This window comes from Roseinatronobacter bogoriensis DSM 18756, from assembly GCF_004366635.1.
GTDB classification, from domain to species: domain Bacteria; phylum Pseudomonadota; class Alphaproteobacteria; order Rhodobacterales; family Rhodobacteraceae; genus Roseinatronobacter; species Roseinatronobacter bogoriensis.
Genome location: NZ_SORN01000002.1, coordinates 501701 through 517575 on the forward strand (window position 1 = coordinate 501701; position 15875 = coordinate 517575).

The following is a 15875-nucleotide window of genomic DNA, read 5'->3' on the forward strand; positions in this document are numbered from 1 at the left end:
TTATTATATATCGAAGATCCATAACCAGAGTATTGGCCAAGATGCACACCCAACTCAGCCCACGGCAACTGGAAGCCTTTCTCGCAGTGGTCGAACATGGCTCCATGACGCGAGCATCGCAGGCTTTGGAGATTTCGCAACCAGCGGTCAGCCGCCTGATCGCCGATCTGACCGAAGCACTTGGTTTTGCACTGTTTGACCGGCGCGACGGGCGGCTGGTGCCCACACAGGAAGCGCGATTCCTTTTGCCGGATATCCGGCGCAGTCTGGACCTTCTGACCCGGATATCTGAGACGGGGCGCAACATCACCCAGAACAAGGCGGGTGAATTGCGAATCGCCTGTTTGCCGGGTTTTGCGATCAGTCATCTTCCCGAAGTTCTTGCAGTGTTCCTCGAACAGCGCGCCGGCGTCAGGGTGACAATAGAGCCTGATCGTCCAGAACGCATTCTGGAATGGATGGTCGGGGAACAGTTTGATGTAGGCATAACCGATGGATTTGAAGGCCATCCAGCGGTTGAAAGCGAGACGATTGATATCCGGACAGTCTGTATTTTCCCGCAGGGCCACCCATTGCGGCGTCACACGGTCATCCGTCCGCGCGATCTGGCGGACCTGAAACTTATCCATACCAGACGCGAAAGCATGTTCTACCGGTTGCTCAGCGAAGCTTTCGTTGCAGATGGCAAAAGTCTGAACACCTTCATTGAGGCACGACAATTCACGACAGCTTGCGAATTTGTCCGCCGTGGCATGGGCGTTTCTGTCATCAGCGAATTGGATGCCGCGCAATATATCGGCAGGGGAATCGAATTCCGCCCATTTGCGCCAGTTATCCCGCATCGGCTGTCGCTGGTCCGGCCCATCCACAAACACCCGTCGATGATCGCGCTGGAGTTTCTGGAAATCTTCATGTCCAGCCTTCAGGCATATGCAATACACCCGGACAGATCCGAGATTTAGCAATATCTTTTAGGCGGCTTTGACCCCGTCCAGCGCGTGCATGATGTCTGGCTGATCCTTGTGTTCGAGAGTGTGGGCGATCTGTTGCGCAAGGCCGATTATCCAATGGCGCCTCTGGTTGCTGGCCTTAGTGCTAGGGCCGGTCATGGAACAAAGCTTTCACCAGGCATTGATTGCGGCACAGGGAGATGTCACAACTTTCATCACCCGCCCGCTTTCAGGAACATTCATTGCACTGGCATCCATTTTCTTTCTGCTGCCGCTTGCTTCGAAACTGCGCAAGCACCGTCAGGCTGTACACTCGGGCTGATCCGCCCAAAAGCAGTCTATCCCTGCCAAATCGGAGAAGGAACTACCATGTCCAACACCCTGCACGCTCTGTTTGCGCCGCATCCTGATGATGCGCCTGCTCTTGGTGCACCCGACCGTCCGTGGTTGACACATGGCGCGCTGCGCGCACTCGCGGCCCGCACGCTGGCCGCGTTGCATGGCGCTGGTGTGGGGCGGGGCGACCGCGTGGCAATCGTTCTGCCCAACGGACCCGAAATGGCCTCGGCCTTTGTGACCATTGCACAGGGCGCGGTTACAGCCCCGCTCAATCCAAACTACCGCGTGGATGAATTCGACTTCTATCTCCAAGATCTGAAGGCCAAGGCCATCGTTTTGCCCACAGGCTATGACGGCCCCGCGCTACAGGCCGCAACCCGTCATGGCCTTGTGATCCTGCGGCTTGGCTTTGATCCGGCAGAACCGGCAGGCAGCTTTACGCTCGTGGCCGAGGGGCAAGCCATTGGCACACCCGACACCGCGCTGTCAGGACCAGACGATATTGCGTTGATCCTGCATACCTCAGGCACAACGTCGCGCCCCAAAATTGTGCCGCTCTTGCAGCACAATGTTGCGGCATCGGCCCGCCATATCGGCACCTCTCTGGACCTGACGGCTGCGGATCGGTGCCTGAACGTCATGCCACTTTTCCATATCCACGGGCTGGTGGCCGCGATTTCCGCCAGCCTTGCTGCGGGTGCATCTATCTGGTGCGCCCCCGGATTTGACGCGCTGCGCTTCTTTGGCTGGCTGGATAGCGCGAAGCCAAGCTGGTACACAGCCGTCCCGACCATGCATCAGGCCATTCTGACCCGCGCCGAACGGAATACTGAGATTCTAGGGCGCATCCAGCTTCGGCTGATCCGGTCGTCCTCTGCCTCCTTGCCGCCTCAGGTCATGGTGCAACTGTCCAAGACTTTCGGCTGCCCGGTGATCGAAAGCTATGGGATGACCGAAGCCGCCCATCAGATGACCACAAACCCCTTGCCGCCACGCGCGCAAAAGCCCGGCTCTGTCGGAATTGCTGGCGGGCCGGAAGTGCGCGTGGCCGATGAAATCGAAGATCGGCTTCTGCCAATGGATGCCATTGGCGAAGTCGTAATCTCTGGCCCCAATGTCACCCCGGGATATGAAGCGAATGAAGAAGCGAATGCCAAGAATTTCTTCGAGATGGAGGGCAAGCGCTGGTTCCGCACTGGCGATCAGGGCGCTTTTGATTCAGATGGCTATCTGAACCTGACGGGACGGTTGAAAGAGATCATCAACCGCGGCGGTGAAAAGGTCAGCCCGCTGGAGGTAGACTCAGTGCTGATGGATCACCCCGCCGTGGCGCAGGTGGTGACATTTGCCCTGCCCCACCCCAAGCTGGGCGAAGAGGTTGGCGCAGCCGTGGTCCTGCGCGAAGGCGCTGAGGTAACGGATCGTGATATCCGTGACTTTGCCGCCTCCCGGCTGGCCGATTTCAAGGTACCGCGCAAGGTTGTGATCCTGACCGAAATACCCAAGGGTGCCACCGGAAAGTTGCAACGCATCGGGCTGGCCGAAAAGCTGGGCCTCGTGACGGAGGCGTGAACGAATGAAAATCTGTATTTTCGGCGCAGGGGCCATTGGTGGCTATATGGGCGCAAAACTTGCCAAAGCGGGCGCGGATGTCAGCCTTGTGGCACGCGGCCCGCATCTGGCAGCCATGCGTGACAAAGGGCTGACCCTGATCGAGGGGGGCGAGCGCTTCACTGTGCCGGTCACTGCATCAGAAGACCCGGCAGAACTTGGGCCGCAGGACTACGTGATCATCACACTCAAGGCGCATTCGGTCCCCCCCGTGGTGGATCAGATGCAGCCTCTAATCGGCGATGGCACAACTATTGTGTCTGGCGTCAACGGTGTACCTTGGTGGTATTTTCACGGCCTTGAAGGGCCGCTTGCCGAAACGCAGCTTGAAAGTGTTGATCCCGGTGGCGCGCAATGGCGCGGTTTTGGTCCAGACCGCGTCCTGGGCTGTGTTGTCTATCCAGCAGCCGAAGTGATCGAACCCGGAACCATCCGCCATATTGAGGGCAACCGCTTTTCACTGGGAGAGCCTTCGGGCGAGAAGTCGGAACGCGCCATGCGGCTATCTAAGGCTCTGAATTCTGTGGGGCTAAAAGCGCCGGTCCGGCCCCGTATCCGCGACGAGATATGGGTAAAGCTATGGGGTAACCTGTCCTTCAACCCGATTTCCGCGCTGACACATGCCACGCTGGACGTACTGTGCACAGATAGCGGCACCCGCGCCGTCGCGCGCGCCATGATGGTCGAGGCGCAAGAGATTGCCGAGAAGTTGGGGGTGAAGTTCCCGATTGATGTGGACCGGCGCATCGACGGGGGGGCCGCCGTGGGTGCGCATCGAACCTCGATGCTGCAAGACCTTGATGCCGGGCGCCCGATGGAGATTGATGCGCTTGTCACAGCGGTACAAGAACTGGGCCGCCTGACACAAACGCCAACCCCGACCATCGACACTATCCTTGCCTTGATCCGCCTTCGCGCCCGCTCTGCAGGGCTGTACGGCTAGACTTACGCGCCAGATGACCGAGACCACAAGGACGCGCGTGTCATAGCAATCGCATGGCCACAATCACGCAGTCAGACCGCCGTGCAATACAAGATGCGCGGCGGCGTGGTCCTGCAAAATGGCTAGGTCTAGCCCGGAAGCTTTTCGCGCAGGAATGACAGGGCCAGCGACAAGCCATCATGGGCAATGCCATGTGCCGTCCCCTTGGAGATGTGGCTGTAGGTTTCAAAGCCGGCCGCGACCAGCGCATCAGCCGCCTCAGACAGGCTTGCCAGCGGCACCACATCATCCTGATCGCCATGGATAAGCAGGATCGGCAGCGGCGAGACGGCTTCACTGTCCAGTTTCTCGGGCACCATCAAGCGGCCGGAAAAGCCAACCAGCCCTGCCAGCGCCGCATCCCGGCGCGGGGCGATGTGCAGGCTCATCATCGTGCCTTGTGAAAATCCGACCAAGGCCACGCAATCAGCGGTCAACCGTTCATCGGCAAGCACTTTGTCAACAAATGCGTTCAGATCCACGGCAGACGCTTCCAGCCCGGCAAGTGCCTGTTCTTCGCTGGACCCGTCCAGCCACGGGATCGGGAACCACTGATACCCAAAAGGGTTGCCAGCGCATTTCTCAGGTGCATTCGGCGAGAAGAACACGGTATCCGGCAGATGCGGGCCTAGCGGGTCAGCCAGCCCCAGAAGGTCCGCGCCATCTGCCCCATAGCCGTGTACGAAAATAACCGCCGATTTCGCCTTGCCCCCCGAAACGGGCCCCCGACGCTCAGACTGCAGCGCGCGTGTCATATGATTCCTTCCCTCTCGGTTTCAACGCGGTAATAGGCCCACAACAGCCCCGCCGCAACCGTGCGCCAGGGCGACCACTCTGCCGCCATGCGGCGCAGCGCGGCCTCTCTCGGGCGGTCGGGCAGATCAAACAACCTTTTCGCAGATTCCTGCAAGGCCAGATCGGCAGGCGCAAAGACATCGGCGCGGCCAAGGCTGAACATGGCGTAAATTTCCGCTGTCCAGCGCCCGATACCGGGCACTTCGGTCAGGATACGGGTGATCTCTTCATCTGGAAGACGGCGCAAGGACTCAAAATCTATACCTGCTGCGGCCAGCGCGCGGGCATAGCGCATTTTCTGGACGGACAGGCCCGGTGCGCGCAAGCTGTCATCGTCAGCGGCCAGCACCGCCTCGGGGGTGGTCAGCCCTGCCCCTTCCATCCGCCCCCAGATGGCGCGTGCGGCGTGGGTGCTGACCTGCTGGCTAACAATGGCAGATAACAGATGCGCAAACCCGTCCGGCCTCCGTCGCAATGGCGGGGTGCCTGTTTGTTCAAGAGCATAGGCGAAACGCGGATCACGCTGCGCCAGCCATGCCGCACCTTCTTCCATGCATTGCTCACTTGTCAGGATACGCCCGACCGTCATCGCTGCGCCATTTTGTTACACATGTAAAACACCCCTTTCCCACACGCCGTATTCGGTCTAATCCTGCGCGCATGAGCGATACAGTTTCAACCCCCGATAACAGCCGCGCCAAGCGCAATGTCATGGTGCTTGTTGCCGCGCAGGCCGTCGTCGGCGCGCAATTGCCGATTCTGTTCATCATCGGCGGCTTGGCCGGGCAGATGCTGGCGTCGAATCCGTGCTGGGCCACATTGCCCATTTCGCTGATCGTACTGGGGTCGATGGCGGCGGCGACGCCGCTGTCCAGCTTCATGCAGGCTTATGGGCGTCGCGCGGGGTTCTGGGTTGCATGTGGGGCGGGTGCTGTGGGGGCGGCGATTTCAGCCTACGCACTGATGCTTGGCTCTTTTGAATTGTTTCTGCTTGGCTCTTTCATAACCGGCACCTATATGTCGGCAAACGGGTTCTACCGCTTTGCTGCGACAGACACCGCCAGCCCGGAATTCAAGCCGAAGGCGATTTCCTATGTCATGGCCGGCGGGCTGTTATCGGCCGTATTTGGCCCGCAACTGGTGTCCCTGACAACAGATGCGATGCCAGTGCCGTTTCTGGCAACATATCTGACCGTGATCGCCCTGAATATCGCAGGCGTTGCCCTGCTAAGCGCTCTGGACATTCCAACCCCGCCCAAGCAGACCAGCACATCGGCGGTGGGACGAACGCGGCGCGAGATGCTGCAAATCCCGGTTATCGCTGTGGCGATCATCTGCGGAACAGTATCCTATGCGCTGATGAATCTGGTCATGACCTCGACGCCCCTTGCTGTTGTGGGCTGTGGTTTCGACACATCAGATGCCGCCAATATCGTCTCGGCGCATGTGCTGGCGATGTATGCGCCTTCTTTCTTCACGGGTCATTTGATCGCAAGGTTCGGTGCACGCGCTATTGTTGGAACAGGGCTGGTCATTCTGGCCGCTTCAGGCGCAGTCGCCATGACCGGCGTGGAGCTGGAGCAGTTCTATATCGCCTTGATTCTGCTGGGCATTGGCTGGAATTTCGGGTTCATCGGCGCGACGACGATGCTGACAGCCGCCCACGCCCCGGAAGAGCGCGGGCGCGTTCAGGGTATGAATGACATGATCGTCTTTGGCGGTGTCTTTGTTGCATCGCTCAGTTCCGGCACGTTGATGAATTGTTCGGGCGGCGATGCCGAAACAGGCTGGCAACTGGTGAATATGGCAATGCTGCCCTTCCTCGTGCTTGCCGGGTCGGCGCTGATCTGGCTGGCCATGCGCCCGCGCGACGCCTGAGCGAGCACACGCGACTTTGACGCATAGCCTCCCACCTATGCCTTGCCTGAGGTTCAGATCAATGATCTGTTAGCCACATTGGGAAGGGAGGCCCGCCATGCATCCATTCAAGACCAGCGCCGACCTGCGCGCGATCGAGGCTGAAAGTGCCTGGGAAGATCGCGATATGCCCGTATCTGTCTATCAAGCGCTACAACAGACCGCACAGCGCCACGGCGCGCGAAATGCCATCAGTTTTCAGATGTTTTCCGCACCCGGCACAAAGGCCCAGACATTGACATGGGCCACATTTCTCAGGCGTGTGACGCAAGCGGCCAATCTGTTTCGCAGCCTCGGGGTCGAGGAACAAGACAGCGTGGCCTATATTCTGCCCACGCTGAATGAAACTGCAATCACGCTGCTTGGAGGTATGACTGCGGGGTGTGTCTCGCCGATCAATCCGCTGCTGGAGCCGGACAAGATGGCGGCGCTCTTGCGCGAGACAGGCGCGAAAGTGGTGGTCACGCTGCGCTCTTTTCCAAAAACAGATGTGGCGCAGAAAGTTGCGCAGGCGGTTGCAATGGTGCCAACCGTCCAGACTGTGCTGGAAGTGGATATGCTGCCCCATCTCAGCCCGCCCAAAAGCTGGATCGTGCCGTTTATCCGCCCGAAAAACCCGCATCAGCACCATGCAAAGGTTCTGGACTTTCACCGCGAACTTGAACGCCAGCCCGGTGATGCGCTGTCTTTTGACGCACCAACGTCAGACCGGATCGCCGCCTATTTTCATACCGGCGGCACGACGGGAATGCCCAAGATGGCGCAGCACCGTTATGGCGGGATGATCTATAATGGCTGGCTGGGCGCAGAGCTTTTGTTCACCGAAAAGGATGTGCTGCTCTGCCCGTTACCGCTGTTTCATGTCTTTGCCGCCTATCCGATTCTGATGTGCTGCATCATGTCAGGGGCGCATGTCGTCTTTCCCACGCCGCAAGGCTACCGTGGAGAGGGCGTCTTCGATAATTTCTGGAAGCTGATCGAACGCTGGGGTGTCACCTTCATGATCACCGTGCCCACAGCACTCTCAGCACTGATGCAGCGCAAGGTTGATGCGGATATCAGAACACTGCGCACGGGGATTTCAGGCTCTGCCGCGTTGCCGCGCGAAACCTATAAGCGGTTCGAGCAAGCGACCGGCGTGCAGATCGCCGAAGGCTACGGGCTGACAGAAGCAACCTGCCTTGTCTCCTGTAACCCTGTAGATGGAATGAAAAAAATCGGCTCGGTCGGGTTGCCCCTGCCCTATACCGAGGTGCGGATCTTGCGCAGTAAAAACGGCGACATGGTCGCCTGCGCCCCCAACGAAGTTGGCGAGATTTGTATCAGCAATCCCGGCGTGACCCCACCAACCTATACCGAGGCGAAGAAGAATGATGACCTCTATGTAGACGGGCATTTCCTGCGCACCGGCGATCTGGGGCGGCTGGATGAAGATGGCTATCTATGGATCACAGGCAGACAAAAAGACCTGATCATTCGCGGCGGTCACAATATTGATCCCGCCGAGATTGAAGAAGCCCTGCTAAGCCACCCGGATGTTGCCTTTGCCGGGGCCATTGGTCAGCCCGATGCCCGGGCGGGTGAATTGCCCTGCGCCTATGTGGAGTTGGTCTCAGGGGCCACGGCGACACCCGACACCCTGCTTGAGCATGTTACGGACCGTGTCTCAGAGCGCGTGGCGATCCCGAAACATATCGAGATACTGGATGAGTTGCCCAAAACCGCTGTCGGCAAGGTGTTCAAGCCCGACTTGCGGCGCCTTGCGATCAAACGCGTGCTGGATGCCGCGTTTGACGATGAAGGGCTGGCAGCCAAGGTGTCCGAGGTTATCGAAGACAGGCAGCGCGGTCTTGTCGCGCGCATCTCAGCAGAAGGCGGCGTCAGCGACAGTGCTTTGAGCGCGCTTCTGGATCAGTTTACCGTCGCTACAGAGCGTGTTTGATTGCCTTTTTCAGGGCGCGCGCAAATCGCGCCCTGAGCGGCCCTTACTGCCGCACTGTCCCATTGCCTGTGACCAGATACTTAAAGCTGGTCAACTGCTCTGCCCCGACGGGTCCGCGTGCGTGCATCTTGCCTGTGGCGATGCCGATCTCTGCCCCAAGTCCGAATTCGCCGCCATCGGCAAACTGGGTCGAGGCGTTGCGCATCAGGATCGCGGAATCCAGTCCCGCGAAAAAGCGCGCGGCGATGCCATCATCTTCAGCAATGATCGCGTCGGTATGTTGTGATCCGTATTTGCGGATATGCGCCATTGCGCCCTCGACATCGTCAACCACTGCCGCCGCCATGATCATGTCGAGGAATTCATAGCCGAAATCCTCGGGCCGCGCAGGCACCACACCGGGCAGATGTTGCAAGCCCTCGCCCACGCGCATCTCGACCCCTGCTGCGACCAGATCAGCGATGATCTGCGCGCCAAGCCCGTCGACGATGTCGCGGTGGATCAGCAGACATTCCGCCGCGCCGCACGGGCTGGTGCGGCGCGTCTTGGCGTTGATCACCACGCGGCGCGCTTTATCCGCATCGGCACTGGCATCGACATAGACATGGCAAATGCCTTCGAGATGCGAGAAGACCGGCACCCGCGCCTCGCGCTGGACAAGCCCGACCAGCCCCTTGCCGCCGCGCGGCACGATCACGTCAATATGCTCCACCATGCGCAGCATGTCCGAGACTGCCGCGCGGTCGGTGGTCTGGACAAGCTGAATCGCATCTTCGGGCAGCCCCGCTGCCTGCACCCCGGCGACCAGCGCGGCATGGATCGCGCGCGAGGAATGGAAACTCTCGGAGCCGCCGCGCAGGATCACGGCATTGCCCGATTTCAGGCAAAGCGCGCCTGCATCTGCTGTCACATTAGGCCGCGATTCATAGATCACGCCGACCACGCCCAAGGGCGTGCGCACGCGCTGGATATGCAGCCCGCTCGGGCGGTCCCATTCCGAGATCACGGCCCCCACGGGATCGGGCTGTGCAGCAATCTCGCGCAAGGCCCCCGCGATCCCCTGCAAGCGCGGCGCGTCCAGCATCAGCCGGTCCAGCATCGGCGCCGACAGCCCCTTGTCGCGCCCGGCCGCCATGTCGCGGGCATTGGCTGCAAGGATCGCGTCCTGCGATGCCAACAACGCGTCAGCCGCTGCGTTCAGCGCCTGCGTCTTGGCCTCGGGCGGGGTGGTGGCGAGCATCGTGGCGGCAGTGCGGGCGCGGTTGCCCATCTCAAGCATTTCGGGGCTGATCTCGGTCATAGGGCCATCTCGTCTCTGTGGATCAGGGCCACGCGGCCCGGATAGTTCAGGATTTCAGTGATTTCGCGCGAATGGTGCCCGGCAATCGCCGCCGCCTCGGTGCTGTCATAGCCCGCCAGCCCGACACCCAAAGCCCCATCTGGCCCCATGATCGCCACGGGATCGCCGCGCTGAAACTGCCCCTCGATGCGGGACACCCCGGCGGGCAACAAGGACTTGCCCTGACCAAGCGCCTGCACAGCCCCAGCATCGACATGCAGCACGCCCTTGGGTTTCATCGCCGCAATCCAGCGTTTTCTTGCAGATCGCGGGTCACCCTGCGCCACGAACACGGTTGCGCGCGCGCCTTGTGTCAACTGTGCAAGCGGGTGCATCGCGGCCCCTGCCGCAATGACCATCGCACAGCCCGCCGCGACAGAGGTCTTGGCAGCCAGAACCTTGGTTTTCATACCGCCTTTGGACAGGCTGGAGGTTGGCTCGCCTGCCATCGCTTCTATCTCCGGGGTAATCACGTCAACCTGCGCGAAATGGCGCGCATCCGGGTCAGTTTGCGGGTTGCCAGTATACAAGCCATCGACATCTGACAGCAGCACCAGCAGATCGGCCCCGATTGTCACCGCGACCTGTGCGGCCAGACGGTCATTGTCGCCATATCGGATCTCATCGGTGGCGATCGTATCGTTTTCGTTGACAATCGGCACAACGCCAAGCCCCAGCAATGTCGCCAAAGTCGCCCTGATATTCAGGTAACGGCGGCGGTCATGGGTGTCATCCAGCGTCAAAAGCACCTGTCCGGTGGAAATCTGATGCGGTGTCAGGGCTTCTTCATAGGCGCGGGCAAGTCGGATTTGTCCGACAGAGGCGGCCGCCTGGCTCTGCTCCAGTGCCAATGCACCCTCGGGCAGGTGCAACGCCCCGCGCCCCAGCGCAATAGAGCCGGAAGACACGATAACCACATCCGCCCCACTAGCACGCAACCCCGCCACATCCGCCGCCAGACTGCGCAACCAGTCTTCGCGCAGCTTTCCCTGCTCCACCAACAGGGCAGAGCCGATCTTGATCACAACGCGCCGCGCCTGCCCCAGCACGCTGGCCGCAGTCAGGGTTGCCATGGCCCATCATCCTCGTCGCTGGGTTTTGACTTGTCGATACGTGCCATCAGCGCGCGCAACACCTCTTGCATCCCCTCACCCGACACTGCCGAAATCATGTGCACAGGCCGACCACAAGCTGCTTCCAATGCGGCCTTTTTCTCGGCGCGTTCTTCCTCATCCAGCGCATCAATCTTGTTCAGGGCAATGATACGCGGCTTCATCGCAACATCATGCGAATAGGCATCAAGTTCATGGTCGATGACACGCCAGTCTTCGGCGACATCCACAGCGGTGCCATCAACCAATTGCAACAGCACGGCGCAGCGCTCGATATGACCCAGAAACTGGTCGCCCAGACCCCGCCCCTCGCTTGCGCCTTCGATCAGACCGGGAATATCGGCCATGACAAACTCGCGCCCGTCTATGCCCACAACGCCCAGATTGGGGTGCAATGTGGTAAAGGGATAATCGGCAATCTTGGGGCGCGCATTGGATGTGGCGGCCAGAAAGGTCGATTTGCCCGCATTGGGCAGACCCGCCAGACCGGCATCAGCAATCAGTTTCAACCGCAGCCAGATTTCACGTTCAACCCCCGGCTGGCCCGCATTGGCGCGGCGCGGGGCCTGATTGGTGGCCGATTTGAAATGCAGGTTGCCCCAGCCGCCATTGCCGCCCTTGGCCAGCAACACGCGCTGGCCAACCTCTGTCAGATCGGCGATGACGGTTTCCTGATCTTCATCCAGAATTTCTGTGCCCACGGGGACGCGCAAAACGACCGACTCGCCATCCTTGCCTGTACGCCCCTGCCCCATGCCGCCTTGACCGGATTTGGCAAAGAAATGCTGTTGATAGCGAAAATCGATCAGCGTGTTCAGCCCGTCCACAACTTCGGCCCAGACATCGCCGCCGCGCCCGCCATCGCCACCATTGGGGCCGCCATATTCGATGAACTTTTCGCGCCGGAATGACACACAGCCAGCCCCGCCCCCGCCAGAGCGGATTTGGACCTTGGCAAGATCAAGAAATTTCATGCGCGTACACTCCGCCTTGTGGTCAGGCGCTAGCCTCTACAGGCAAATGCCTGCCGCCTCAAGCACTCACCGTCCCCTCAGAAGCCCCCCAAGCACACCGCGCACAAGCGCTTGCCCTGAACGCGTGCCCAATTGCCGCGCCATCGACTTGGCAAACACATCGACCGCCGAGTCGCCGCGCCGTGCAGGGCTGCGTCCGGTTGTGGTTGCGCGTCCGCGACGCGCTGGTGGCTCGTACCGGCGGGCGGCAGTAAACTCGCGCTCTTTTTCAGCTTCGGTTTGCTTCAGAAGGGCGTCCGCTTCTTTCGCGGCCTCCTCTGCGCGGCGCGCCAGCATCTCATGCGCGCTGTCACTGTCGATCATTACCTCATATTTGCCCGCGACTGGGGACCGCAGCATCAGCATCTGGCGCTGCCCATCTTCTATTGGCCCCATTTGCGAAGCAGGCGGCCGGATCAATGTGCGTTCTGCCATACCGGGATTGCCCTTGTCTTCCAGAAAAGAGGTCACAGCCTCGCCCACACCCACATCGCGGATGGCATCGGCAATATCAAAGCGCGGGTTGGGGCGATAGGTCTGGGCGGCACGCCGCAAGGCCTGCTGGTCGCGCGCCGTGAAGGCGCGCAGCGCTTGTTGTACGCGGTTGCCCAACTGACCCAACACAGAATCGGGCACATCATCGGGGTTTTGCGTTACGAAATAGACGCCAACCCCCTTGGACCGGATCAGCCGTGCGACACGTTCGACCTTTTCCACCAAGGCGCGCGGCGCATTGTTGAACAGAAGATGCGCCTCGTCGAAGAAGAAGACCAGAATCGGCTTGTCCGGGTTTCCGACTTCGTGCAATTCCTCGAACAGTTGCGACAACAGCCAAAGCAGGAATGTGGCGTAAAGCTGTGGCGTGCGCATCAGCCGTTCGGCATGAAGGATACTAACATAGCCCCGCCCATCAGGCGCGATGCACATGAAGTCAGAAAGCTGCAAGGCAGGTTCCGAGAAGAAATGCGCAGCGCCCTGATTTTCCAGAACCAGCAACTTGCGCTGGATCGCGCCGATGCTTTGGGTTGTGACATTGCCGTATTGCACCGAAATCTCGCGCTGGTTCTCGCCCAGAAAATTCAGGATTGCGCGCAGGTCCTTGAGGTCCAGAATCGGCAGCCCCTCATCATCCGAGATCCGGAACGCGACATTTATCACCCCCTCCTGCGCTTCGGTTAGGTCCAGCATACGTGACAACAACAGCGGACCAACTTCGGCAATGGTTGCGCGTACAGGGTGACCGTGTTCACCAAAGAAATCCCAGAATATGACCGGTGTTTCGCGGTATCCATATCCGTCGAGGCCAATCTGTTCAGCGCGCCGCTCCAGCCCGCCGCGTGGCGTGCCCGGCATTGCCATGCCGCCGACATCACCCTTGATGTCCGTCAGGAACACCGGAACCCCGGCTGCCGAGAATTCTTCGGCAAGAACTTGCATCGTGATGGTTTTGCCTGTGCCGGTCGCCCCTGCAATCAGCCCGTGCCGGTTGCCAAACTTCAGGTACAATTCCTGAGCGGTACGCTGCTCCTCCCCGCCCCCACCGACGAAGATCGCCTTGTCCGGTTGTGACATGCCAAATACCTTCCATGCTCAAGAACGCGACACTGCAAAATCGCTGCGTGAAATCTATTACAGGGCAGACTGCTTTGGGAAGCGAATCTTGGGTGCACGGGGGGATGGCAAAGCCTGTTTCGCCCAGACCAAAGCGCGCTGTCTTCCCCCTTCTGAATATTTTGTACTGTCTATACTTGTGTCAAATATTCGCAGCGCGGCATCTGTAAACGCATGTAAATCATGTGCAAAAAATCCGAAAATTCCAGTTTGGTTTTTTTGTTGACGGGACCAGGAATTAATCCTAACGTCACCGCAATTCGTCGGCCGGTCCGACAGGGAGAAAAAAAAGATATCTAGATAAGGGCCTCTGGGCCCTTATTTTAATATAGATCGGCGTTGCTTGTTTTTTGGGAAGCACACGGGCCACGGCAGCCCATCCACGACCGCCTTGGATGCTAGCCGATAGGCGGATCACGGCCTTTCAAATGTTATGAGTCATTGGCTTTTCCGCCTGACTCTTGGTATGTGACATGCTACCAAATCCCAGAACCTGACATGATATTGAGGAACTTCAATGGCACAGTGGACCGCTGGCATCTTCAGAACAACCATGACGGCAGCGGCGTTTGCGCTTAGTGCCGCAACGCTGAGCGCGCAGACCGCAGAGCAGGCACCAGAGGCGACAGACTCGCCGCTCACTGGCCTGTCAACAGGTGAGGTCATCAACCAGGAAAATGACGAAAGCTATGTGGGAAATACACATGGGGATTGGGAACTGGTCTGTGTCCGCGTTGCAGACCAGCAGGACCCCTGCCAGATGTATCAACTGCTGCGTGATGCGGAAGGCAACCCGACCGCAGAGATCACCATCTTCCCGCTTCCGCCCGGTCAGGAAGCCGCCGCGGGCGCAAGCATCCTGACACCGCTTGACACACTGCTGACCGCGCAACTGGTGATGCAGGTAAATGGGGGGGACGCCAAGCGCTATCCGTTCACATTCTGCACTGCGATTGGCTGTGTCGCTCGGGTTGGGTTCACGGCGTCCGAGGTGGATGCATTCCGCCGGGGTGCAACAGCGACATGGTCACTGGTCCCGGTTGCAGCGCCTGATCAGGTGGTGGAACTGAATATGTCGCTTATCGGGTTTACCGCTGCTTTTGCCGAGCTGAACGAGCAACTGGGCGAATAAACTGCCGAAGAATTCAAGCAAAGACCCGGCCACCGCGCCGGGTCTTTTTGTGCCTGTATCCGTCACAGCCCATCCTGAAGCCTCGCAACGGCGTCTCAGATTTCCGACATCTCTCCATTCGGATCTTGCACGCGGGCCAAACGCAAAGCGGCTTGCCGGGCAAAACTGCTAATCAACACCTTTCGTCTGGGCGCTGATAAAGGTGACACCTCTGGCATGCGCAGGATTTCCGCCCCATACCCATCGCCAAGCAACACACCAGTCTGCTGTGGCAATAACTCGATTGGGAATTCCGGGTTGACGGCCCAGAAGAACCTGTCGCACCAGTCCAGATAACCGTGCCATTTCTGGTCGGATGTGAAATCACTGCGAGATGATTTACACTCTACCACCCAGATTTCACCTTTTGGGCCAAGCGCAATAACATCGACACGCAACCCACGAACAGGAACAAATTCAGTCAGGGGCGCATAGCCAAGGGTCCGCACAAAGCGGCTTACCCCTCGTGCCAGCACCTGCCCCGGCGCCAGTCCTTGCGAATGTGAAAACGCTTGTGACATTGCCCAACAATGAACAAATCATGAACCTTGGTCAAGCAGAGGTTTGACCTTGCACCAAGGCGTTTGCCAACCTATCTGTTGGTGCAGGCAGGTGCTGCTCTTCGCGTGTGTGGCCCTTTTCCAGTGGCCGATAAGCATTTCCGAGGGAGCTGGCTCTGACAGGGTCCTGGCCTTGTTATCTGGCGCCCACCTGATATTTCAGGCTCTCGGGAAATTCACGCCACCACGGTTGCTGCGGGCCTGCCGCCCTCGCCCCCTGCCTTAGCGCTGTGTGTCTGAACTGCGAATGGCGATCGGCTGCGCGTTCCAGACAGGCATTCCGCGATCATCATCATCGTCGTCATCGTCTTCATGGCCCATACGCATGATGCGAATGGCGAACTGAACCCCTGCGAAGACAAGCCCATTAAAGAAGAATATCAAAAAAAGTCCCAAAAGCCCATCGCTGGAGCCAAGCAAAAGCCGTTGCAGATTTGCGACGTTGAAATACACCAGAATGGCGGTGAACACCGCAGATAGACCGAACCCGATCAGGACTTGCTGAATGTATAGCCTAACCAATTTCGGCATAA

15 protein-coding genes and 1 other RNA gene are annotated in these 15875 nt (G+C 59.3%); 8 read left to right on the top strand and 8 right to left on the bottom strand.

Translation table 11 applies throughout. The features are described from left to right. The first annotated feature begins 41 nt into the window (after window positions 1–41). The 4 genes from EV660_RS07195 (at window position 42) to EV660_RS07205 (ending at window position 3843) form a co-directional block, all read left to right on the top strand. Window positions 42–962 carry a LysR substrate-binding domain-containing protein gene (locus tag EV660_RS07195; RefSeq protein WP_071482174.1) on the top strand — a complete coding sequence of 307 codons (921 nt, stop codon included), beginning with the start codon at window positions 42–44 and terminating at the stop codon, window positions 960–962. A gap of 145 nt (window positions 963–1107) precedes the next feature. Then, on the top strand, window positions 1108–1272 hold the full coding sequence (locus EV660_RS18595; protein WP_157798936.1) for a hypothetical protein: 165 nt from the start codon (window positions 1108–1110) through the stop codon (window positions 1270–1272). Window positions 1273–1319: 47 nt separating this feature from the next. After that, on the top strand, window positions 1320–2861 hold the full coding sequence (locus EV660_RS07200) for an acyl--CoA ligase (RefSeq protein ID WP_071481015.1): 1542 nt from the start codon (window positions 1320–1322) through the stop codon (window positions 2859–2861). A gap of 4 nt (window positions 2862–2865) precedes the next feature. After that, a complete protein-coding gene (locus tag EV660_RS07205; protein ID WP_071481016.1) occupies window positions 2866–3843 on the top strand; it encodes a 2-dehydropantoate 2-reductase in 978 nt (325 codons plus the stop codon). 128 nt (window positions 3844–3971) lie between these two features. On the opposite strand, the gene EV660_RS07210 is transcribed toward EV660_RS07205, so the two are convergent. Together EV660_RS07210 and EV660_RS07215 are read right to left on the bottom strand one after the other, a co-directional pair. Further along, window positions 3972–4637: an alpha/beta hydrolase gene (locus EV660_RS07210; protein WP_071481017.1), complete on the bottom strand. Its 666-nt coding sequence runs from the start codon at window positions 4635–4637 to the stop codon at window positions 3972–3974. Beyond that, window positions 4634–5266: a DNA-3-methyladenine glycosylase family protein gene (locus EV660_RS07215; RefSeq protein ID WP_071481018.1), complete on the bottom strand. Its 633-nt coding sequence runs from the start codon at window positions 5264–5266 to the stop codon at window positions 4634–4636. The genes EV660_RS07210 and EV660_RS07215 overlap by 4 nt, the downstream gene beginning before the upstream one ends. A 71-nt stretch (window positions 5267–5337) precedes the next feature. On the opposite strand from EV660_RS07215, the gene EV660_RS07220 reads away from it, so the two are divergent. Both EV660_RS07220 and EV660_RS07225 read left to right on the top strand, forming a co-directional pair. Next, window positions 5338–6555, top strand: a complete 1218-nt coding sequence (locus tag EV660_RS07220; RefSeq protein WP_071481019.1) for an MFS transporter — start codon at window positions 5338–5340, stop codon at window positions 6553–6555. A 97-nt stretch (window positions 6556–6652) separates the two neighbouring features. Further along, window positions 6653–8536 (top strand): acyl-CoA synthetase, encoded by a 1884-nt coding sequence (locus EV660_RS07225; protein ID WP_071481020.1) that lies wholly within the window; start codon window positions 6653–6655, stop codon window positions 8534–8536. A 43-nt stretch (window positions 8537–8579) separates the two neighbouring features. Here EV660_RS07225 and EV660_RS07230 read toward each other — a convergent pair whose 3' ends face one another. The 4 genes from EV660_RS07230 to EV660_RS07245 form a co-directional block, all read right to left on the bottom strand. Next, window positions 8580–9836: a glutamate-5-semialdehyde dehydrogenase gene (locus tag EV660_RS07230; protein ID WP_071481021.1), complete on the bottom strand. Its 1257-nt coding sequence runs from the start codon at window positions 9834–9836 to the stop codon at window positions 8580–8582. Continuing rightward, window positions 9833–10948, bottom strand: a complete 1116-nt coding sequence (gene proB / locus EV660_RS07235; protein ID WP_071481022.1) for a glutamate 5-kinase — start codon at window positions 10946–10948, stop codon at window positions 9833–9835. The genes EV660_RS07230 and proB overlap by 4 nt, the downstream gene beginning before the upstream one ends. After that, the gene (gene obgE, locus EV660_RS07240) at window positions 10936–11961 is read right to left on the bottom strand and encodes a GTPase ObgE (RefSeq protein WP_071481023.1); all 1026 of its coding nucleotides are present in this window, start codon (window positions 11959–11961) and stop codon (window positions 10936–10938) included. Before obgE ends, proB begins: the two co-directional genes overlap by 13 nt. Before the next feature lie 66 nt (window positions 11962–12027). After that, window positions 12028–13572 carry a helicase HerA-like domain-containing protein gene (locus EV660_RS07245; RefSeq protein WP_071481024.1) on the bottom strand — a complete coding sequence of 515 codons (1545 nt, stop codon included), beginning with the start codon at window positions 13570–13572 and terminating at the stop codon, window positions 12028–12030. A 592-nt stretch (window positions 13573–14164) separates the two neighbouring features. On the opposite strand from EV660_RS07245, the gene EV660_RS07250 reads away from it, so the two are divergent. Then, window positions 14165–14743 carry an invasion associated locus B family protein gene (locus EV660_RS07250; protein WP_084635122.1) on the top strand — a complete coding sequence of 193 codons (579 nt, stop codon included), beginning with the start codon at window positions 14165–14167 and terminating at the stop codon, window positions 14741–14743. Between the two features lie 95 nt (window positions 14744–14838). Here the strand turns inward: EV660_RS07250 and EV660_RS07255 are convergent, their stop codons facing one another. Beyond that, the gene (locus EV660_RS07255) at window positions 14839–15303 is read right to left on the bottom strand and encodes an MmcB family DNA repair protein (protein WP_071481026.1); all 465 of its coding nucleotides are present in this window, start codon (window positions 15301–15303) and stop codon (window positions 14839–14841) included. An 88-nt stretch (window positions 15304–15391) separates the two neighbouring features. On the opposite strand from EV660_RS07255, the gene ssrS reads away from it, so the two are divergent. Further along, window positions 15392–15547: non-coding RNA, 6S RNA (gene ssrS, locus EV660_RS19090), on the top strand. Between the two features lie 17 nt (window positions 15548–15564). On the opposite strand, the gene EV660_RS07260 is transcribed toward ssrS, so the two are convergent. Next, window positions 15565–15873: a hypothetical protein gene (locus EV660_RS07260; protein ID WP_071481027.1), complete on the bottom strand. Its 309-nt coding sequence runs from the start codon at window positions 15871–15873 to the stop codon at window positions 15565–15567. Window positions 15874–15875 lie beyond the last annotated feature (2 nt).